The organism is Synergistaceae bacterium (genome assembly GCA_017540085.1).
In the GTDB taxonomy this organism is placed as follows: domain Bacteria; phylum Synergistota; class Synergistia; order Synergistales; family Aminobacteriaceae; genus JAFUXM01.
The window spans coordinates 1-19,737 of sequence record JAFYBQ010000002.1 but is presented as its reverse complement, the minus strand read 5'-3'; the positions used below and the strand labels follow the sequence as shown (position 1 = coordinate 19,737).

The window sequence follows — 19,737 nt, the reverse complement described above, 5'->3', positions numbered from 1 at the left end:
TATAAAATATCTCTTGAATTTATTTTCGCTAAAGGCATTGCGCCTATTTCAGGAAGAATATATTTGTTAAGGCGAAGTTTAATTGTTTTCAAATAACCTTCGTCTTTATTTTGCATTCTGACTTTCAGCCACTCATTAACAATTTCTGAAAAGGTCTGCGGCTCTTTGCTTCGTGAAGGGCTTTCGCCTTTTGCGCGTTTAGCTTGAATTTCATCGCGTTTTAATCTTGCGTCTTTAAGCGAAATATCAGGATATGCTCCGAGTGAAAGCTGACGGGCTTTTTTATTTTCTGAATATCTGAAAATCCAGTACTTTTTGCCGGACGTGTCAACTCTTAAATATAAGCCCCTGTCGTCCCTTAACATGTAATATTTTTCTTTCGGTTTAGCGGTCTTAGCTTGTAATTCTGTCAACATTGTCAAATACCTCTTTTCTTCTCTAAGTTGTAGAAAAAAATTTATGAAAAATTTTCTTCTGCAATTCTTTCTACAACTATATGCCGTCTTATAGCGTTTTTTATCATTATTTTTCACCCTATAAATAACACAAAAACCCGCTTGCTAGCGAGTTTATTTTATTCTATCAATTTTATTTTAATTACCTTAATGGTAGCGGCACCTGGATTCGAACCGGGGACAACGCGGGTATGAACCGCGTGCTCTAGCCAACTGAGCTATACCGCCATGAATAAAAGAATGGTGGCGGGGAAAGGATTTGAACCTTTGACCTTCGGGTTATGAGCCCGACGAGCTTCCAAACTGCTCCACCCCGCGGTGTCAATGTGCTTTTGATGGTGCCGGACGAGAGACTCGAACTCTCACGGACTTTACGCCCTCGGGATTTTAAGTCCCGTGTGTCTACCATTCCACCAGCCCGGCAATTAGCACTGGTGTTTCAGCACAAAGGGTATTTTACAGCGCATGTTATTCCGCGTCAAGTTTGCTGACACTCTGCTATAATTGCGTTATCCATAAGAAAGGCAGATGATTATCCGTTATGCAGTCTGATATTGATTTTGTGATTCCGTGGGTTGACGGCTCAGACCCGGAATGGCAGAAACAAAGAGCGTTATACAGAGGGGACGAGGGCAAAGCCTCCATAAAGGCGACTGCGGGACGCTACCGGGACTGGGGGCTTCTTCCGTACTGGTTCCGGGCAGTGGAGAAATACGCGCCGTGGGTCAGAAAGATTCACTTCATCACGTGCGGGCAGGTTCCTGAATGGCTCAACCTGAATTACCCGAAACTGCATTTTGTGAAACATGAGGACTATATTCCGCATAAATGGCTTCCAACATTCAGCTCACACCCGATAGAGCTTAATATGCACAGAATAGAAGGGCTGTCGGAAAAATTTGTGTACTTCAATGATGATGTATTCCTTAATGCCCCTGTCAGGCCGGAGGATTTTTTTGTTGACGGGCTTCCGTGCGAGTGCGCCGGATTTCACCCCGGTCCTTCAGGAGCTGTAACCGAAAGTATAGGCCACATAGTTATGAATGACCTTGTTGTAATAGCAAAAAACTTTAATTTCCGAAAGTCATTCATGAAAAACATCACAAAATTTTTACGTCTCAGATATGGAACAGTACTGCTGAAAACTCTTTACATGCTCCCGGCGTGGTGGGCCTCGAACAGCTGCAGGGGCTTTCACGGCAATCACACGGCAACGTCATTCCTCAAGTCAACATTCACAGAGGTCTGGGAAAAAGCCGGTGCTTACTGTGAGGCTACATCTTCCCACAAATTCCGGGACAAATCGGATGTCAACCCTTATCTTATAGAATACTGGCAGATTATGAGCGGGAAATTCTATCCGAGAAGGTCTAGCTTCACTATGCTTTATCATATATCCCGCATGGGCGGCGAAAACAACAAGCACCTCGCCAAACTCCTCGATGACATAATCAATCACAGGCACGGAATCATATGTATCAATGACGCAGGAGAAGCTGAAGCGGAAGTCTATGAGAATCTCTTCCGCACTCTTTCAGTGAAAATTCTTGACGCATACGGCAAAGTCCTGCCGGAAAAATCATCGTTCGAGCTGTAATCCCGTCAGCAAAATCAGAATCCCCCGCAAAATTCCGAGCAGGGGATTCATTTTCACACGCTATAAGAACGTCCCCCGCATTTCGCAGACTTCCGCGACCCTCTGAATCGCCGCCATCGCCGCGGCACGCCTCATAGTGATATGCTTTGACTCTGACCAGTCCCAGACGCGCCGAAAATTTCCCTTCATGATGTGGACAAGTCGGTTATTGTACTCTTCCTCCGTCCAAAATGCTCCCTGCAAGTTCTGCGCCCACTCGAAATATGACCCGATGACACCGCCGGAATTGGCGAGGAAGTCAGGAAGTATCATAACGCCGTCAGCCCGCAGAATCTCTTCAGCCTCCGGGGTAGTCGGGCCGTTCGCGCCTTCCACAATGTAGCGCGCTTTCACTTTCCCGGCTGTCTCAGCGTTGATTACTCCGTCTCTGGCACACGGGAAAAGGAAATCACATTCAGCCGACAAAATATCGTCAATCTTTTCACAGTTCCCGAAAGTCTCGAACCCTTCAAGCAATTTTTTCGGGTGCTTCCTCACAGCGTCAAAAGCCCGGTGAATGTCAATCCCTCCCGCTGAGTAGTACGAGCCTGTAACATCACTTATTGCGACAATTCTGACTCCCGCGTCATTGAGAGTCTTTGCCGTGTAGCTTCCTACATTGCCGAATCCCTGCACCGCCGCCGTAACTGAGTCCGGGTTCATGCCAAGAACGCGCATTAGCTCAAGCCCGCATGTAGCGACTCCGCGCCCGGTAGCCTCGTTCCGGCCATGACTGCCCCAGAATGATACAGGCTTCCCGGTCAGCACAGCAGGCTCAAGACGGCCTCTCATTTTGCTTACGGTGTCGAGAATCCAGACCATTTCCTGCCCGCCCGTGTTCATGTCGGGCGCAGGGACATCGCTCCATCGCCCTAATATCGGCTCAATTCTCGCGGCGTATGTCCGTGTGAGCTGCTCTTTCTCGCGTCTCGACATAGTGAGGGGATCGCAGCATATTCCGCCCTTCCCGCCTCCGTAGGGAATCCCGGCCAATGAACATTTCCACGTCATGAGCATTGCGAGGGCTTCGCATTCGTCCATGTCAACGCCCAAATCGTAGCGGATGCCTCCTTTTGACGGCCCTAATGCCGTGGAGTGCTGCACCCTGTAGCCGTCATAGACATTCACGGAGCCGTCATCCATTTCAACCGGGATTGATACTTTCATCATACGCTCGGAATGACTCAGCACTGTGATTAAACGCTCGCTGAGTCCCATCTCATCTGCCGCGCCGTAAAATTCCTGCAATGCCGTGTTAAGCAATACGTTTGATGATTCGCGCCGATTCTGCATAGCAAATTACGCCTCCTTCTTTGAAGCTGTCTGCCGTTATTCGGTTGTCTTTGTGTGATTGGAATTAGTGAGAATATTATACAGGAATACTTGTTGTGAAGAGTCTGAATTTATGCGTCTGTATTGCCTGCGTTTACGATTGTCATAGCCCGCTGTATGTCGTGAGTGAGCCAAGCTGTTACGGCTTCACCTGCGCGGGAAATAATTTCGGGGAGCTTCTCGCGTTCGTCAGGGGGAAAATGGCCGAGAACGTAATTTATCATGCTTGAGGGAGCTTTGCCGATTCCGATTCGCAGTCTCGGAACGTGCAAATCACCCAATGCGCCGAGAATTGATATTAGCCCGTTATGCCCGCCCGCTGAACCCTGAGCGCGGAGTCTCAATTTCCCGAACGGTAACGCCATATCATCATAAATTATCAGAATGTCGGATAAATCTATCTTGTAGAAATTTGCGGCCTCGCTTACGGAAATTCCGCTTGAGTTCATGAATGTTAAGGGCTTGAGGAGTATAACGTCATTCCATTTCCAGAACTCAGCGTGAAAATTTTGCCGGGGCTTTCCGAGATTGTTATTCACCGCGATAAAGTCAGCGCATAGCCAGCCCATGTTATGACGGGTGAAAGCGTATTGTTCTCCCGGATTACCCAGGCCGGCTATGAGTCTCATTTTCTGATTACTTCTTTTCTTCCTGCTCTGCGTCTTCCTTGGCGGCCTTGCCCTTTGCGACTACTTCAACATCAGCCGCAGCTGTCTCTTCTGTCTCCGGCTCTGCGTCCTCGACTCCGCGTGATGTTACTACGATCGCTACGACCTCTTCAGGGTCAGCAAGTGCCGTAACATTCTCAGGGAGCTTCAGATCCGCAACGTGAATAGCGTCGCCAATATTCAGCCCGGAAACGTCAACCGTAATCACATCAGGTATGCTCATGGGCAGAGTCTCAACTTCAAGCTCGTGAATCGCCTCAAGAACTCCGCCGTCCTTCACGCCCTGCGAGTCATCGCGCCCAGTTACCTCGACAGGAATATTAACCGTGATTTTGCGCCCTCTCACAAGATGCAGGAAGTCAATGTGAAGCGGCTGATCCGTGAGCGGGTGCCTCTGAGCCTCGCGGATAATGCAGAGTTCCTCGCGGCCGTCAGGAAGTTTCACGTTAAGGCGCGTTGACTCCCATCTTCCCGCAAGTATCCTCTCAATCTCGCGCATGTTCACTTTGCCGATAATGTTCGGGGAAATTTCCGGGCCGTACATTACGCAGGGTACATAACCCGCCCGGCGTATTCTTCCGTTTTCGCCCTTGCCCGTCTTCTCACGGGACTCCATCACTAACGTTACTATGTCCGCCAAAATGATTCTCTCCTTTGTGTGTGTGAAATTTCGCGGGTAATTATAACAAATCCCCCCTGCCTGTAAATGACAAGGGGGAACGTTTTACAGCGTGGGAAAATTTATTCTTTCTTTCCTGAGAAAAGTTTTATCACGATCGGCCATACCGCTATCATGTAGAGAAGTATGCAACTCTTCCCCGCGAGTTTTCCCCAGTGAGGCCCGAAATAAGCGGCCATTATTCCGCCGATGTTCCATATAAGCCAGTGAAGCGGAATCATTCCGATGACGCAGAGAATTATTCCCTTTGCGTTTATCCCGGTCGGCTTGAACTTCACGAACCGCGACTCAATGAACCACGCAAGAGCGAATGACGCGAATCCGCCAGCGTCGCCCCAGGAGTCAACCTGCATTGCCACCGGGTCAACGAGCAATTTCCCGTCAGCGGTGTAATCTACGTGATACGGCTTGTACGTTATGTATACTAGCGTCAATATTCCCATGAGCGCAGAAAAAATCATCACATGAATGTCCTTCTCCGGGTGCCTGTCCAAGTATGCGAAAACTTTATGCCCGATGTAAATCGACAAGACTCCGAGAAGAGTCCCTACAATGACATCCTGCGGGGTATGGACTCCGAGATAGTTACGCGAAAATGCCGTAACAAGAATCAGCGCAAGGCAGACGATACGAACAAGCCAGTTTTTTGTTACAGCTATGATTCCTCCGTATATCGGCGTGAACATCATAGTGTGTCCGCTTGGGAACGAGTATCCGCCCGCCGTCTTTATCGCGTCCCCCGCAGGAATGATTCTAGGGTCGCGAACCCAGGGGCGGTATATGCAGGCCGTAAGTTTCACGATTGCGTTGAATGTCTGACTCAGTTTGTACGAGAAGAATATCATCATCCCGCTGCGTTTGCTTATGCACCAGTAGACGAACGCAGGCAGAAGAAGTATATCCCTTACGCCGAAAAGCGAGAGCTGCTCAAAGAACGGAGTCAGCGCGTTGTTTGTGGCGTTTCGCCATTCCTGAAGCCACAGCAAATATTGTATGTCCATATTTCAGCCTCCTGTAAAAAAATCTCCCGCCAATGAAAGACAAGAAGATTAATATTCATTATACGCCGTTCATTTATCCTTAACGCTGAGAATATTTTTCCGCACGTACTGTATTTCGTCCTCAAGACTCTTTATTTCACGGTCAATCACCGCTAGTTTTATCTGCGCTAATGCCTCGCCGATTTCTTTTCCCTTCAAGCCCATAGCCTGAAGATTTTTTCCCGTAAGCTGGCCTTTGTACCCTATCCATAATTCGAGATGTTCAACGACAAGCCGCCGGGCCTCGCGTGTTTTCAGGCATGTCAGCCAGTAAAGCAGGGGAACAGCTCCGTAATCTTTGAAGAACAAATACGCATCCGAGTTCTTGATTGTCTTGTAGCCCGCGCAGAATTTCTCAACGTTCGGCCACTGTGTGAAGCATTTTGTGAGGTTCTCGCGCTCGCTGGGACTCAGGTTCATTCTGTCCATCGCTGAGAATCTCACATCAGGCTTTGAGTCCGTGAACACTACCGCCATTTTCACTATCCACTCCATTCCCTTGAAGTTTATCCCGTGAAAGCTCATCTGCTTCATGAAGTGTTCGAGGATTCGCAGGCGGTGATATACGGCCGGGCTTACGTACATTCCTGTGAACAATGCGTTCCAGACTCCAAGCTCCTGCATACGCATTACGATTTTGCGGAAACATGACTCTTTTGCGTCAAGCTCAAGCTCTGTGCGTATTCTTGTTGTTGACAGAAGCTCAAGCAGTCCACCCTTCACAGCACTCTTTAGGAGTCTCATTGTGTTGTCCTCAAAGCGCATATTCAGCCGCTGTTCTAACCTTATGCCCCGCAGGACTCTCGACGGGTCTTCAACAAAGCTCAGGTTATGGAGAATCTTCAGCAATCTGTCTTTGAGGTCAGCCCGCCCGCCGTAATTGTCGGTGAGCGTACCCCAGTCATCATCGCTGAGGGATATGGACATTGCGTTGACGGTGAAATCTCTGCGGCTCAAGTCCTGCTTTAGTGAGCTGTTTTGCACAGTGGGAGTCGCCGCGGCGTATTCGTAAAATTCGCGTCTTGCTGTGGCAACGTCTACCTTCTCGCCGTCCGGGAATGTTATTGTCCCGGTCTTGTAGCGTCCGTGAAGAGTCGACTTACAGCCGGGTTCGTCCCACGACATTACGAGCTTCTCCGCGTCCCCTTCAACAGAAATATCAATGTCCGTATTATTCACGCCCATCAGAATATCGCGCACAGTCCCGCCGACAAGGTAAGCCCTCATTCCCAGCTCATGAGCCTTAGTGCCTACTCGCCGCAATAATGATAGCGTCTTTAGGCTGAACGAGTCCTCCATCAATCGCGCAACATTTTCGACCCACAGGAATCCGGCTGAGTCGCGCTTGCTGTTTTCGCCCGCGAACTGTCCCGAATGGTATAACGCCCGCAGGAGCGTAGACCGCGTTAATGCCCCGGCGATTTTCCCGTTTTTGTCAAGAACCGGCATTTTCTCGAATCCGTATGTCGCCATCATCCTGTGAGCCTCATCAATAGAAGCCTCTGCTGAAAGGCTGATTACTCCCTGCGTCATGAAGTCCGAGATGTTAGCCCGGTCGAGTCCGTGAAGGTGTGCCTTGTCGAGGTCTTTGCGCGTCATCATTCCGGCGACTTCCCCGGACTCACTCACTACCGGCAGGGACTTAACGCCGAAACGCAGCATTGTGCGGTAAGCCTCATCAACTTTAGCGTCAGTGCCGACTGCTATGACGGGCGATGTCATTATGTCGGACACCTTCATCATCGGAGCGATTTCCCCGGCGAGGCGGGACTCGATTTCGGCTAAAAGCTCATGTGTATCACGTGCGTCAAGAGTCGCGCTTCCTGCCTGGTAATGTCCGCTTCCGCCGTAGGGGGCGAGGAACTCTTTGACGTTTAGGACTCCTTCTACGCTGCGGGCTATGATGTTTGTCTTCTTGCCTCCATTTTTGACGACAGCTATTGTTACGTGGGAGTCGGAAAATTCCTTCAGCCTGTTGACGAAAACCGAAAGCCCCGTTACATATGTCTCAGTTTCAGCCCAAGTGAGGCAGACTTTTGCGCCGTTGATATAAATCTCCCGGATGTTTTCCGCGAGGGTGTCAAGTAATTTCTTGTCCTCCGATGGGATCCCCGTCTCAACCTGAGCAAGTACCCCGGACAAATCCGCGCCAAGCTCGCGCAAATAGCTCACCGCCGCAATATCGCGCTCCGTTGTCGACTCATACGTGAACGCGCCCGTGTCATCATAAATCCCAATGGCGAATAACGTAGCTTCTTCCGGGGTAATCTCCTTGCGGTTCAGTAATAACTGCTCAAGTATCATTGTCGAGGCCGCGCCGATTGGCTCATACATGAGTTTTGACGCGGGGATGTCCTCTGCTGTCGCTGGGTGATGGTCGTAGACGTGAACATCAACATCAGCCCTTCCCGTGAGAGCCGCAAACGGGCCAATGCGGGAGCGTGCGCGGGTGTCAACAACTACCATCAATGTAACCTCATCGAGGGGAATTTTCTTGGGCTTTGTGAGACGGGAGGCGAATGGGAGTCCCTGCTTTGCCATGAAGTCGCGAACCTTCCGCGAGAATGAGCCGGGCGGACAGATTACGGCCTCCGGGTATAATTTCTGTATCGCTATCATGCTGGCCAGTGAGTCAAAATCCGTATTGAGATGGCTTGTGATTAATTGCATGGTCTGTGTAATCTCTCTTCATGTGGGATGGAAAAATCATAGCGCAAAAATTGAATGCGTCAATTCTTCGTTGCTTGCGCTACCCTGCCGGGGTCGGCCATGTGAGAGCATGAAGTACTAAATATCGCGGACTATGTTATACAGCGATGGTATTGCGTTCTGCCTGATTCGGAATTTCGTGCCGTGATTGTGGCCTGTGCGTGCGTCAAAATCTATGAGTATGTTGCCTTCCGTTATACCGCGCAGAAAATTATCGAGGGAAAATCCCTGCAGCTGCATTATGTCCGAGTATCTGTAAAAATATTCTCCGCCGTCCTCTTTAACGTCAGCGATAACATAAAAGCAATTTCCGAGTTTCACGCCCGCTTTGTGATAAAGGTCATTAAATCCCCAGTAAGGCACGTAGTCTTTATCGTATTGTGGAAGGGAGCCCCGCCAGTCTGAAAGCTCACCGCCTATGCTTGAAGGATTAAAACTCACAATGACTCTTTGATTGTCTGCGTCAATGTCAACAAAGAAGCCCCTGCTTGTGGGATTTCTGTAGCTGAGAGTCTGCCGGAAACTTTTTTCACCTTCCGGGTATTTTGTCCCTGCGAGCTTGTGAGGCCAGCCGAAATTTTCCAGAAGGTAATCCGCTATGTGAAGTGCTCGCGGTGATGGCTCAAGGTGAAACAGCGTAAGCAATGCGGTAGTATTTCTTCTCTGCGTCTTCAACTCCCATTCAGCAGCATTCGGAAGCGGTAAATTATTCTCCGTTATGCCGAGCAGATCTTCAAGCGTATTGCCTATTGCGCCGTCATTGTGAACGTTCCTGCGACTCTTTAGCCAGCCCCGCGAACGTATTTCTTTCAGAGCAGCAATAATTGTTGACTTTGTGTATTTTCTGATGTTTGACATAATGCAAGTCTCTCCTTTGACATCTCGCAGTATTCCGATGATATTTCTATGCCGACAAAATCCCGTCCGAGATTCTTAGCTGCTACTGCTGTAGTGCCGCTTCCCATGAAGGGATCGAGAATTATTTTTGCGTTCGTGCTTGATATTATCCGTTCGATGAGCGCAACAGGAAAAGGCGCGGGGTGCTTGTTCTTCATTTCCTGCGGGAACTCCCAGACATCGCCGAGCCTGTTTGCTTTGTCCGCGAGCCTGAAGCCCGGCTTGGCTATCATGTATATCACTTCATACGTTGGGAGGAAGTAGCCCGGGTTGAAATTGATTCCCCCTTTGCGTTTCCAGATTATTATCTGCCTCACTGGGAAATCGGAAATTATTTCGCGTCTGTCCTGTATGAGTCCCCCCTGAACACGCCACTTGTGATTGTAGAATATAGCTCCGTCAGGCTTAATGAGTCTCATCATTTCCGCAAGACAATTTCTCTGCCACTCGCAATATTTATCATACGGCATATTGTCATCATAAGTTGCATAACCGTTTACTAACGCAGCTCCTGCCCATTTTCCGCCCGTGCCGTTCTTCATTCCGTTTCCCGTTGAGTTTTTCAGGTTGTACGGCGGTGAAGTAACAGCCAAGTCAAAACATTCATCAGGAAAATTTTTCATCTCCTGAAGAGCATCGCCGCAAATGAAAGAATTTTTCACCTCGTCAATAACGTACATGGCCGCCTCTCTTTTCATGTGTGGTAACGGGATAATATAGCAGAAAATTTCCCCGTCAACTATAATTATCACCGCAAAAATTTCATCATTAGGAAGGATTTACGAACAATGAGCAGATTCCTTCACACAAAATTCTCATCACTCACTCCATACGACACAAGCAATGAAGCCGAAAGCATGAAGGGCTATATACGCCTCAACACAAACGAGTCCCCCTTCCCCCCGTCGCCCAAAGCTATAGCATATTCCCACGAGGCAGCGCAGGGACTCAACTACTACGCCGACCCGGATTGCTCCGAGCTTGCCGGGAAAATCGCGGGGATGTACAGCCTTGACCCCTCGCAGATAGTTTTCGGGAACGGCTCAGACGAGATACTCAGCTTCATTTTCATGGGACTGTGCGAAAAGGGCGCGGCTTTCCCGAATATCACATACTCATTCTACAGGATACTGGCGAAATTTTACGGCGTTGACTGCGTTACAGTGCCGTTGAAGAATTTTCATGTTGACCCGTCATATTACAGGGACATGCGCGGGCGTACCATCATCATCGCAAACCCTAACGCACCGACAGGACTAGCCATGACTCTGAATGACATTGAGACCATAATCACATCGAATCCCGGAAGCCTCGCTGTGATTGATGAGGCGTATATAGATTTCGGCGGGCAAAGCGCGGTAACCCTCCTCCCAAAATATGACAACCTCATAATCTCCCGGACTTTCTCTAAATCCCGGTCGCTTGCCGGGGCGCGTCTCGGATGGTGCATGACTTCCCCGGAAATCGCGCAGGACATCCGCAACATCAAGAACACAATAACGCCCTACAACATTAACGCGATGACACAGGCGGCGGGACTCGGTTCTCTTGAGGATGAGGAATACACGCGGAAAAACATCGACATCATCCGCAAGGTTCGCGACAACACACGGACAAGGCTTCAGGAAATGGGCTTTGACGTTCTTGACTCGTCAGCAAATTTCCTGTTCGCAAAACACGAGTCAATCAGCGGAGAAAATATCTTTAACGCCCTCAAGAAGAACCGCATAATGATTCGGCATTTCTCGAATCCCCCGGCAATTTCCGACTACAACAGAATCACAATCGGGACGGCTGAACAAATGCAGATATTTCTTGAGGTCATGAAGGGAGTTACAGAGAATGAGACAAAGTAACATCACCCGGACGACAAAAGAGACTGACATAACATTGTCGCTTGAGCTTGACGGAAGCGGACACAGTGAGATTGATACGGGGTGCGGATTCCTGAATCATATGCTGACGCTTTTCGCCTCTCATGGCCGGTTTGACCTGTCTGTGAAATGCAGGGGGGATTATGACGTTGATTATCATCACACTGTCGAGGATGTCGGAATATGCTTAGGGCTTGCGTTTCGTGAGGCTATCGGCGATAAGAGAGGCATTAACCGCTACGGAAATATGATTCTGCCGATGGACGAGGCTTTAGTGATGACGGCTGTAGATTTTTCCGGGCGTGCGTTTCTTGTGTGGGAGATGGAGATTCACGCGCAGAAAGTCGGGGATTTCGACACGGAATTAGCCGGGGAATTCTGGCAGGCGTTCGCGGGAAATTCGCTCTGCACACTGCACTTCAGGCAGCTATCAGGGAGGAACGCACACCACATAATAGAATGCGCGTTCAAGTCAGCGGCCCGGAGCATTTCGCAGGCTGTGAGAATAAATCCGGAGTTAGGCGGGGCGATTCCGTCGACAAAAGGAGTGATATAGGCGATGGATTTTCCCGCGAGAAAAACTCTTGACGACAAAGAAATGTTTGACGACATTGTGAGGGCTATATTGTCGGTGATTGGTGATGACGCTGTGAGGATAATACTTTACGGGTCTGTGGCGAGGGGCGATAACACGTGGGAGTCTGATGTTGATATTGCGATGGTTATACGCGGGGAGCTTGACAGGAATACCGACAAGAAATTAACGCGGGCTGTTACGGAGCTTGACTTGAAATATGACACAGTGCTGTCAGTTATCGACATTGAGGAAAACCACTTCAGCAGGTATAAATATGAACTGCCATTCTACAAGAACATAGAAAGGGAAGGGATAACATTATGGACGAAAGAATCCGTTTAGCATTGTCGCAGTACAGGTACGAGAAGGCGTTAAAGTTTCTCCGCGCTGCAAATTCATTGCTTGAGGACGGCGACACAGACTCATCCGCAAACAGGTCATATTACGCTGTATTCTATGCTATGCTGTCGGTTACTGCTCTTGATGGTTTTGAGTCGGGCAAGCATTCAGGCGTAATATCATACTTCAATCATCACTATGTCAAGACGGGTATATTCAGCCGCGAAATTTCAGACATGATTACGGAGGCTTCAAAGCAGAGGGAGTGCGCAGACTACAAAAATTTCTACACAACGCCGCATGATAAAGCGTCCGGGCAGATAAGCAATGCCGAAAATATGATAGGAATGATTCGGCCATACCTCGAATCAGCATGGACGAAAATCAAGCAGCAGTTACCCTCCGCGATATTCACACGCACAAGCACAAGACAGTTCACCGCCGACAAAGTAGACAGCAAATATATCATCAAGATACTGCGTGCGGCAATGGCGGCACCGTCAGCAGTCAACCAGCAGCCCTGGGAGTTCTGGGTGAGCGATGACCCCGAAATCAACGCGAAACTCTCACAGGCCACGCCCTACGCAACCCCAGCGAAAAATGCACCCGTTGTTATTGTCCCCTGCTACAGGACGAATGATCTTCCCGCTCCCATGATGGTAGAGATTGACATGGCCATATGCGCGGAAAATATACTGATTGAGGCTGAATATCTCGGACTCGGCGCGGTAATGCTCGGAATTGCCCCGCTTGAAGCCCCGATGAAGCACGTTGCGGAAGTCTTGAAGCTCCCGGAAAATTTCAGGCCGTTCATGTTAATCCCGGTAGGTTACCCCGTCAGCAAACGCCCGCAGGAAGACCGCTATGAACCCGCAAAGATCCACACTGTATAGATACGCCGAGTTACTCGCGTCATGCACACGCGCAAGGCTCACAGGCACAAGGGGAACTGATGAGATATTCGCGCTTCAGGTTGAAGACTGCCTGCCCTCGCTCGAATTTCTGCCGGAAAAAGGACATGTCATTGACGTAGGCAGCGGAGGAGGACTCCCCGGAATCGTGTGGGCTGTTTATCGTCCCGATTTGCGCGTAACACTTCTCGACAGCGTGAAGAAAAAATGCGAGGCCGTGAAGGAAATTATTGACGAGTTAGAGATTCATAACGCTGAATTTGTCTGTGAAAGAAGCGAGGATTACGCGAAAAATCACCGTGAAATTTTCGACATGGCCGGGGCGCGTGCTTTATCGTCAGCGGGAGTTACGGCGGAATTATTGTCGCCCCTCGTGAAAATCGGCGGGAAGATTCTCACGTTCAAAGGCGAAAAAGTGAATGACGAAATTTCTGCGGTCAACAAAAAATGGCACATTCTCGGACTGTCTGAGCCGTCAGCAAAATTTTACGGCGGTGATGACTCATCGAGATGTATATTGACGTGGCAGAAGGTGAAGAAATGCCCGGCCATGTTCCCGCGCCGTGTGGGTTTAGCAGGGACAAAATTTTTCTGGGAGTGATTCGGCGTGAAGATTAACGGACTTCATGATGTGATAATTTTCGGGCGGGTGCTGTCGGCGGGGCTTGTCGTGGCGGGGTATGCGTTCTTAGGCGTTTGGCTGTCGAACTGGCTTGCGGAAAATGGATGGCCGTTACTTGTATCGCTGTGCGCCCTCCCGGCTGTAGCGGCGTTCGGAATGTGGCAGGGCTGGCTGTTCCTCACAAAAGGCAGAAAAGAATCCCCCGGCCATAAAAGCGCAGGGGACTCGGAAGCCTAGTAGGCCAGCTTGTAGATCTCTAGCACGTCTTCCGGCTCAAGCGTCGAGAGAACGCCGAATGATTCCCCGCGTGAAGCGTTCTCCGCGATTCTCTCTATGTCATCTTCCTTAATGCCGAGTTCGCGCAGTGTCGTGGGCGCGTTGATGTCCCGGAAAAATTCCTCAAGCGACTCGATTGCCTCAAGTGCTTTTTCCTCGTCCGTCCCGTCAAAAATGTCAAACACACCTTCTCCAAGCCTCGCGAAAGGAACAGGGTTATCCTCATACAAATACCTTGCCCACGCCGGCATTACCACCGCAAGAGTCGCGCCGTGAGCCGCCCCGAATAACGCGCTCAGGGAATGCCCCAGCCTGTGGGACGAGAAATCGCCGCGTGTTTCGCGACCCATCGACAGAAATCCGTTGTGCGCCATCATCCCGGCCATCGCGTATTCTGCTCTGAGGTCGTAATCTTTCGGGTTCTCGATCAGGTCGGGTATCACTCTCATCATTGTGCGGATTAGGGCGTACCCCTGCTCGTCAATAAGCTCGCTTTCCTCGTCGCCGTCAAGCACTCTTTCGAGAATGTGCGCGATTATGTCGACTCCGCCGTAAACCGTCTGCTTCTCCGGCAATGTAGTCTGAAATGACGGGTCAATCACTGAGACTTTCGGGAAAATAGCAGGGCTTGTGATTGATGTCTTGAGTTCTGACTCCGGGTTGCTGACTACTGCGATGTTGTTGGCTTCGCTTGATGAGGCTGACGCGGTTAATATTCCGTAGAGGGGTACGGCTTTCGTGATTTTCGCTTTCTTTGTGAAGAAGTCCCAGACATCGCCCGAATAGCAAGCACCCGCCGCTATAGCTTTTGCTGTGTCGAAAACGCTCCCGCCTCCAACCGCTAAAATTGCGTCAATCCCGCCTGCTTTCACACGTTCGACTCCCTCGCGTACTTTGCCGATAAGGGGATTCGATTTCACATCATTGACTTCTGAGAATGATATTCCCGCGCCGTTAAGCATGTCTGTTGCCTGAGCATATGCCCCGCTCTTGAACGTTCCTTTTCCGCCGAACACAAGAAGAACCCCTTTAACGCCGTCAGCTTTGAGCCTGGGCGCGAGTTCCTTCACTGTATCTTTTCCGAAAATTATCTCCGTGGGATTGTGCCACATGAAATTATGCATACTGTAATCACCTTTTTGTCCTGAATATTTTTCCGTTATGATAGCTTATTGCGTTTTGTTTGTCCCTGCAATTATTATACAGTTACCAGAAGGGGGAATAAATTTTCATGCTGATAAAACTTTACATGCAGTTTCTGAAATTCGGGGCGTTCACATTCGGCGGAGGATGGAGCATAGTAGCGCAGATGAAAGAAATTTACGTGAACCGGGAAAAAGTCATCACGGACGAGGAATTACTAGACATAACTAGCATAGGCAGGAGTCTTCCCGGCACAATGATAGGAAATATCGCAATGTTTTTCGGCCACAGAATGGCGGGATTCTTAGGCGGTCTCGCGTGCATGTTCGGAATGATTACGGTGCCGATGATAATATTGATACTGATTACGAGCTTTTACACGGCGTTTCAGAATAATTTGTGGGTAGCGTCGGCCATGAGGGGAATACGTACAGCCGTAGCACCTGTAATACTCTCTGCGTTAATGGGAATGATAAAGAGCGCGTTCAAGTTTCCGCCGTGCTATGTGATTGCGCTTGCGATGTTCGGGCTGTATTTCTTCCTGAGAATGAGTCCCGTGTGGCTTGTGGTAATCGGGGCGGTGTTAGGGCTGATTATGTGCGAATGGTACGAGAGGAGGAGTCATAATGCTGCTGCTTGAATTATTCTGGAGCTTTGTGAAAATCGGCTTTACGAGTTTCGGCGGTCTGTCAATGATTCCGTTAATCTCGGCTGAAATGATCTCTCACGGATGGATGACGGCTCATGAAGTCTCAGACATTGTAGCGATTGCGGAGATGACTCCCGGCCCGCTCGGCCTGAACTGCGCGACGTTCGCGGGGATGAGGGCGGCGGGGATTCTGGGTGCGTTCGTGGCGAACATGGGAGCATTGAGTCCGACATACACACTTTGCGCGGTTGCGGCGGTGTTCTTTGACCGTTTCCGGGACAGCAAGAGGCTCGGCGAGATTATGACGGGGGTGCGTCCTGCGTGCGTGGGAATGGTAGCGGGAGTTGTTGTTGATTTGGTGCTGGTGAATTACGCGGAGGCCGGGAATATTCATTTGCCTTCTGTGATATTGGGAGCTGTAGATTTGATTCTCCTGCTGAAATTTCATGTCTCAATCCCGAAAGTGTTAATGCTGAGTGCGGTTGCGGGTGTGATAATGTTCGGTGTGATTGGGCTGTGATGACTCGCGTGTGATAGATGGCCGGGCTTCTTTGTGATGAGAAATTGCGGGGGGAGGCCGGGGGCTTTTTTCATGCCTTCTCACAGCGACATTTGCCCGGCATTTTCCCTAAGTGCTATCATTCGCGGCGAGGTGGTTAAACGTGAACAAAGAAAATTTGCGGAAAATTATTTCTCTCCGTCATGAACTCCATCAATACCCCGAAATTTCCGGCCATGAGTCAGCCACAAAACGCCGATTGATGACCTTCATCGAGAACAATACCCGGCTTGCTGTTGTCGACTGCGGGAAATGGTTTTACGCCTCGCGCTACGTTGAAGGCACAAAGGCAACCGCATTCCGCGCAGATATGGACGCTCTTCCCATGAACGAGTCTATCTCAATCCCACATGCCTCACTCAACCCGGGAGCCTCCCACAAATGCGGCCATGACGGACACGCCGCGGCACTCTGCGGACTCGCTCTTGAGCTTGAAGCATTGCCCATAAAACGCTCGGTGTATCTCATCTTCCAGCACTCAGAGGAAAACGGACAGGGCGCACGCGAATGTTCAGCACTCCTCCGCGAAAGAAGCATAAGCAGTATTTACGCCTTCCACAACTGGAGCGGTTACCCCGAAAACAGCATAGTAATCCGCGAGGGAGTCTGTCAGTACGCCTCAGCCGGAATCACTCTGACATTTGAGGGCAGGACTTCACACGCAAGCGAGCCGGAGAAAGGACTCAATCCCGCATACGCTATAGCCCGTTTTATCTCTGAGATTGACGGCGTTAAAGGAAGCGCGTTATGCACGGTCGTGAATGTGAATGTCGGGGGAAAAAATTTCGGGATTTCTCCGGGAATCGGTGAGATTTCCATCACAGTCCGCGCCGAACGTGAAGCCGAAATGCGCCGAGCCTACAACGGAATCATAGCCCTTGCGGAAAAGTCAGCCGCCGAAAACTCACTCACCCTCACGAAAAGAGTCAGCGACTACTTCACCGACACTTCAAGCGATTCCGAGTGCGTACAGCGCGTAGGGAAGGCCGCTAAATCTTTAGGGCTTCACGTCATCGACATGGCCGAACCTTTGCGGGCCTCGGAGGATTTCGGGATATACACAAAGATGATACCGGGCGCGATATTCTACATCGGCAACGGCGAGTCTTACCCGGATATTCACACGTCAAATTATGATTTCAATGATAATATTCTTGGGACTGCTGTAGACATGTTCGCGGAAATATTCAGGCTGTCATAGTTTGGTGATAAAATAGCGTTCACGGGCAGTCCAGACGGCCGCGCCTGACTCGTTTCAGGTGAGGAAAGTCCGGGCTTCACAGGGCAGGATGTCTGCTAACAGCAGGCCGGAGCAATCCGCGGGAAAGCGCAACAGAAAATACACAGCCGGGGAATTTTTCCGGCAACGGTGAAAAGGCGAAGGGTAAAAGCCCGCCAGTCATGGAGCAATTCATGAGCTATGCAAGCCCCATCCGAAGCAAGATCAAATAGCGAAGGTTGAAAGCGGCCCGCTTACTTCAGGGTAATGATCGCTTGAGGGATTCCGCGAGGAACTTTTTTTCCCCCAGATAAATGGCCGTCATATACAGAACCCGGCTTACGGTCTGCCCGCCATTTCATGAAAGGTATATTTCACGCTTTGGACGCAAAATTTTACGACTGGCAGTTACGCGCATATTCTCACATAAAGGACAGCAGCGCGGTGTTATCAGCCCCGACAGGAGCAGGGAAGACTCTTGTCGCATACTTGTGGGCGGGACTCCTCAATAATGACGGCTCAATCAATCCCAACCCGGACGCTTCACGCATAATTTTCACAGCACCCATTAAAGCCCTAAGCAACGAGAGATATTTAGACCTTCGCCGGATGGGTTTTGACGTGGGACTCGAAACAGGAGACTTCAAGCGCAACGAGGGCGCGCCTATAATCTGCTGTACTCAGGAAATTTATACCATGAAATACGCCCGTATCCCCGGCCAGAAATTAATCGTTGACGAGTTTCACTACATATTCACAGACTCAAGCCGCGCAAGAATGTACATTGACGGCATACGAAACACTGACCCTTCAACGCAGATACTTGTGATGTCGGCGACACTCGGAGGAGTCAAGAGCGTGGGAAAATATCTGTCTGACATCTGCGGGCGGGATTTTGTGATTCACCAGGCCAGGAAGAGAATCACCGAGCTTATATTTCAGCCGAATGACCCCGTGAAGATTCATGAGATTCACGATGCGTTAGTGTTCCTATTTTCACAGCGGGGCGTTGTTGACCTTGCCGGACAGATAGCGCAGACACGCAAGAGAATCCCCCCTGAAAGCGTGAAACGTATTGACGAGCTCGCAAAAATTCTTGAGGTCAAGAAGACACTGCCCGGAATCTACAAGGGAGTCGGAATATATCACGGAAGTATGCTGCCCAAAGAGAAATTACTCGTTGAAGCGGCGTTCCGTGAAAGGCTGCTTGATGTTGTCTGCGGGACTAACGCTCTTGCATTGGGCGTGAATCTCCCGGCGCAGTATGTTATTTTTGCCCAGCTCGTGAACTACTACAACTACATGCCGATTACACGCAATGAATTTCTACAGATGTCAGGCCGTGCAGGGAGGAAGGGACTCTTTGACCCCGGCTATGTTACGTTCATCAAGGACTCCGGCTTTGAGTGCGGGCGGTTCAAGACGGGCGTAATATTCCGCAAATTGATGGATAAAGCCTCCGAGCCTGCGGTGATACGTCTGAGTCCGTCTTACGGGAAATTATTGCGCGGTCAGGTTCTGACTGAGGACGAAGCAATATATATCGCTGAATACTCGCTGCCCTCGCGGAAAATTGACGCGGTTATGAATGAGCTGAAACTCGGAATGCGTAAGATTAACTCGCTGGCCAAACGAATGGTGAAAGGGTCAGCCCGTCCCCGTTTCATGAAGATACTTGCGGAAATATGGTATGACGAAATGGAGATAGAAGAGAATTTAGAGATGGCGCGGCTGTTTCTTGACGAGGGGAATCCCAGCGCGGTAATGGCGGCGAAATTACTGATTCAGTATGAGCGGAATTACTTGCAGGCACTCCTGAAGGTGAAGAGATTCGCCAATCAGCTCCCGGCCTCGCGGCGTTTCAGGCTGATGGACGAGCTGAACAAGACGGTTGAATCAATTGACCCGACAATATACGGCTTTGAGGAGAAACTCGGCGAGATTGAAGCGGGAGTCAAAATTTCCGCCCCCGCTGCTGAATGATTCCGCTAAAGCTCGAACGATGATTTTTCGAGACTGTACAATGAACTGTGTAAGAGGAAAATACACAGGAGGTAAGCATAATGGAAGAAGCTAGACAGGAAAAACTCAAGATTAGCAACGACTTGCTCGATGCCATGCTCGTAGGGGTCAAAACTCAAGACGATTTATG

The 19,737-nt window shown here is 49.9% G+C and carries 20 protein-coding genes, 3 tRNA genes and 1 other RNA gene; 12 read left to right on the top strand and 12 right to left on the bottom strand.

The annotated features are described in order from the left end of the window. The 4 genes from IKQ95_00400 to IKQ95_00385 form a co-directional block, all read right to left on the bottom strand. A partial coding sequence (locus tag IKQ95_00400) for an integrase arm-type DNA-binding domain-containing protein (GenBank protein MBR4195156.1) occupies positions 1–416 on the bottom strand: 416 nt, incomplete at its 3' end. 190 nt (positions 417–606) lie between these two features. Then, a tRNA-Met gene (locus IKQ95_00395) sits at positions 607–683 on the bottom strand. Positions 684–696: 13 nt separating this feature from the next. Further along, positions 697–773 (bottom strand) — tRNA-Met (locus tag IKQ95_00390). An 18-nt stretch (positions 774–791) separates the two neighbouring features. Beyond that, positions 792–878 (bottom strand) — tRNA-Leu (locus IKQ95_00385). Positions 879–996: 118 nt separating this feature from the next. On the opposite strand from IKQ95_00385, the gene IKQ95_00380 reads away from it, so the two are divergent. Next, on the top strand, positions 997–2,052 hold the full coding sequence (locus tag IKQ95_00380; GenBank protein MBR4195155.1) for a Stealth CR1 domain-containing protein: 1,056 nt from the start codon (positions 997–999) through the stop codon (positions 2,050–2,052). Between the two features lie 60 nt (positions 2,053–2,112). On the opposite strand, the gene IKQ95_00375 is transcribed toward IKQ95_00380, so the two are convergent. The 7 genes from IKQ95_00375 to IKQ95_00345 form a co-directional block, all read right to left on the bottom strand. Then, positions 2,113–3,384 (bottom strand): Glu/Leu/Phe/Val dehydrogenase, encoded by a 1,272-nt coding sequence (locus IKQ95_00375; GenBank protein ID MBR4195154.1) that lies wholly within the window; start codon positions 3,382–3,384, stop codon positions 2,113–2,115. A 110-nt stretch (positions 3,385–3,494) separates the two neighbouring features. Continuing rightward, positions 3,495–4,052 (bottom strand): aminoacyl-tRNA hydrolase, encoded by a 558-nt coding sequence (locus tag IKQ95_00370; GenBank protein MBR4195153.1) that lies wholly within the window; start codon positions 4,050–4,052, stop codon positions 3,495–3,497. Between the two features lie 7 nt (positions 4,053–4,059). After that, positions 4,060–4,731, bottom strand: coding sequence for a 50S ribosomal protein L25 (locus IKQ95_00365; GenBank protein ID MBR4195152.1), 672 nt, complete (start codon positions 4,729–4,731; stop codon positions 4,060–4,062). A 101-nt stretch (positions 4,732–4,832) separates the two neighbouring features. After that, positions 4,833–5,771 carry a phosphatase PAP2 family protein gene (locus IKQ95_00360; protein ID MBR4195151.1) on the bottom strand — a complete coding sequence of 313 codons (939 nt, stop codon included), beginning with the start codon at positions 5,769–5,771 and terminating at the stop codon, positions 4,833–4,835. A 69-nt stretch (positions 5,772–5,840) separates the two neighbouring features. Next, on the bottom strand, positions 5,841–8,480 hold the full coding sequence (locus IKQ95_00355; GenBank protein MBR4195150.1) for a CBS domain-containing protein: 2,640 nt from the start codon (positions 8,478–8,480) through the stop codon (positions 5,841–5,843). A 117-nt stretch (positions 8,481–8,597) separates the two neighbouring features. After that, positions 8,598–9,377 carry an MvaI/BcnI restriction endonuclease family protein gene (locus tag IKQ95_00350; protein MBR4195149.1) on the bottom strand — a complete coding sequence of 260 codons (780 nt, stop codon included), beginning with the start codon at positions 9,375–9,377 and terminating at the stop codon, positions 8,598–8,600. Then, the gene (locus tag IKQ95_00345) at positions 9,329–10,168 is read right to left on the bottom strand and encodes a site-specific DNA-methyltransferase (protein MBR4195148.1); all 840 of its coding nucleotides are present in this window, start codon (positions 10,166–10,168) and stop codon (positions 9,329–9,331) included. The genes IKQ95_00350 and IKQ95_00345 overlap by 49 nt, the downstream gene beginning before the upstream one ends. Positions 10,169–10,204: 36 nt before the next feature. Between IKQ95_00345 and IKQ95_00340 the strand changes: the two genes are divergently transcribed. The 6 genes from IKQ95_00340 to IKQ95_00315 are packed head-to-tail and all read left to right on the top strand — an operon-like array spanning position 10,205 to position 13,976. After that, entirely contained in the window at positions 10,205–11,272 is a 1,068-nt protein-coding gene (locus IKQ95_00340; protein ID MBR4195147.1) for a histidinol-phosphate transaminase, read from the top strand. Continuing rightward, positions 11,259–11,846 (top strand): imidazoleglycerol-phosphate dehydratase HisB, encoded by a 588-nt coding sequence (hisB, locus tag IKQ95_00335; protein MBR4195146.1) that lies wholly within the window; start codon positions 11,259–11,261, stop codon positions 11,844–11,846. Before IKQ95_00340 ends, hisB begins: the two co-directional genes overlap by 14 nt. Before the next feature lie 3 nt (positions 11,847–11,849). Then, positions 11,850–12,209 (top strand): nucleotidyltransferase domain-containing protein, encoded by a 360-nt coding sequence (locus IKQ95_00330; protein ID MBR4195145.1) that lies wholly within the window; start codon positions 11,850–11,852, stop codon positions 12,207–12,209. Beyond that, on the top strand, positions 12,188–13,099 hold the full coding sequence (locus tag IKQ95_00325; protein ID MBR4195144.1) for a nitroreductase family protein: 912 nt from the start codon (positions 12,188–12,190) through the stop codon (positions 13,097–13,099). Before IKQ95_00330 ends, IKQ95_00325 begins: the two co-directional genes overlap by 22 nt. Then, positions 13,071–13,718, top strand: coding sequence for a 16S rRNA (guanine(527)-N(7))-methyltransferase RsmG (rsmG, locus tag IKQ95_00320; protein MBR4195143.1), 648 nt, complete (start codon positions 13,071–13,073; stop codon positions 13,716–13,718). The genes IKQ95_00325 and rsmG overlap by 29 nt, the downstream gene beginning before the upstream one ends. Positions 13,719–13,724: 6 nt before the next feature. After that, positions 13,725–13,976 carry a hypothetical protein gene (locus IKQ95_00315; GenBank protein MBR4195142.1) on the top strand — a complete coding sequence of 84 codons (252 nt, stop codon included), beginning with the start codon at positions 13,725–13,727 and terminating at the stop codon, positions 13,974–13,976. Here IKQ95_00315 and IKQ95_00310 read toward each other — a convergent pair. Continuing rightward, positions 13,973–15,139, bottom strand: coding sequence for an iron-containing alcohol dehydrogenase (locus tag IKQ95_00310; protein MBR4195141.1), 1,167 nt, complete (start codon positions 15,137–15,139; stop codon positions 13,973–13,975). The two genes, IKQ95_00315 and IKQ95_00310, sit on opposite strands and share 4 nt — an antisense overlap. Before the next feature lie 107 nt (positions 15,140–15,246). On the opposite strand from IKQ95_00310, the gene IKQ95_00305 reads away from it, so the two are divergent. From IKQ95_00305 to IKQ95_00285, 5 genes are all read left to right on the top strand, one after another. Further along, positions 15,247–15,798: a chromate transporter gene (locus IKQ95_00305; protein ID MBR4195140.1), complete on the top strand. Its 552-nt coding sequence runs from the start codon at positions 15,247–15,249 to the stop codon at positions 15,796–15,798. Further along, positions 15,785–16,327, top strand: a complete 543-nt coding sequence (locus tag IKQ95_00300; GenBank protein ID MBR4195139.1) for a chromate transporter — start codon at positions 15,785–15,787, stop codon at positions 16,325–16,327. Before IKQ95_00305 ends, IKQ95_00300 begins: the two co-directional genes overlap by 14 nt. Before the next feature lie 142 nt (positions 16,328–16,469). Next, a complete protein-coding gene (locus tag IKQ95_00295) occupies positions 16,470–17,567 on the top strand; it encodes an amidohydrolase (protein MBR4195138.1) in 1,098 nt (365 codons plus the stop codon). A 22-nt stretch (positions 17,568–17,589) separates the two neighbouring features. Beyond that, an RNA gene (gene rnpB / locus IKQ95_00290) (RNase P RNA component class A) lies at positions 17,590–17,942 on the top strand. A gap of 3 nt (positions 17,943–17,945) precedes the next feature. After that, entirely contained in the window at positions 17,946–19,568 is a 1,623-nt protein-coding gene (locus IKQ95_00285; protein ID MBR4195137.1) for a DEAD/DEAH box helicase, read from the top strand. The last annotated feature ends 169 nt before the right edge of the window (positions 19,569–19,737 follow it).

What these genes read in the sequence shown, in the direction of transcription:
- IKQ95_00380 (MBR4195155.1), top strand. Translation starts at nt 997, where the DNA reads ATGCAGTCTGATATTGATTTTGTGATTCCGTGGGTTGACGGCTCAGAC.
- IKQ95_00375 (MBR4195154.1), bottom strand. Translation starts at nt 3,384, where the DNA reads ATGCAGAATCGGCGCGAATCATCAAACGTATTGCTTAACACGGCATTG.
- IKQ95_00370 (MBR4195153.1), bottom strand. Translation starts at nt 4,052, where the DNA reads ATGAGACTCATAGCCGGCCTGGGTAATCCGGGAGAACAATACGCTTTC.
- IKQ95_00360 (MBR4195151.1), bottom strand. Translation starts at nt 5,771, where the DNA reads ATGGACATACAATATTTGCTGTGGCTTCAGGAATGGCGAAACGCCACA.
- IKQ95_00355 (MBR4195150.1), bottom strand. Translation starts at nt 8,480, where the DNA reads ATGCAATTAATCACAAGCCATCTCAATACGGATTTTGACTCACTGGCC.
- IKQ95_00350 (MBR4195149.1), bottom strand. Translation starts at nt 9,377, where the DNA reads ATGTCAAACATCAGAAAATACACAAAGTCAACAATTATTGCTGCTCTG.
- IKQ95_00340 (MBR4195147.1), top strand. Translation starts at nt 10,205, where the DNA reads ATGAGCAGATTCCTTCACACAAAATTCTCATCACTCACTCCATACGAC.
- hisB (MBR4195146.1), top strand. Translation starts at nt 11,259, where the DNA reads ATGAGACAAAGTAACATCACCCGGACGACAAAAGAGACTGACATAACA.
- IKQ95_00330 (MBR4195145.1), top strand. Translation starts at nt 11,850, where the DNA reads ATGGATTTTCCCGCGAGAAAAACTCTTGACGACAAAGAAATGTTTGAC.
- IKQ95_00325 (MBR4195144.1), top strand. Translation starts at nt 12,188, where the DNA reads ATGGACGAAAGAATCCGTTTAGCATTGTCGCAGTACAGGTACGAGAAG.
- rsmG (MBR4195143.1), top strand. Translation starts at nt 13,071, where the DNA reads ATGAACCCGCAAAGATCCACACTGTATAGATACGCCGAGTTACTCGCG.
- IKQ95_00310 (MBR4195141.1), bottom strand. Translation starts at nt 15,139, where the DNA reads ATGCATAATTTCATGTGGCACAATCCCACGGAGATAATTTTCGGAAAA.
- IKQ95_00305 (MBR4195140.1), top strand. Translation starts at nt 15,247, where the DNA reads ATGCTGATAAAACTTTACATGCAGTTTCTGAAATTCGGGGCGTTCACA.
- IKQ95_00300 (MBR4195139.1), top strand. Translation starts at nt 15,785, where the DNA reads ATGCTGCTGCTTGAATTATTCTGGAGCTTTGTGAAAATCGGCTTTACG.
- IKQ95_00285 (MBR4195137.1), top strand. Translation starts at nt 17,946, where the DNA reads ATGAAAGGTATATTTCACGCTTTGGACGCAAAATTTTACGACTGGCAG.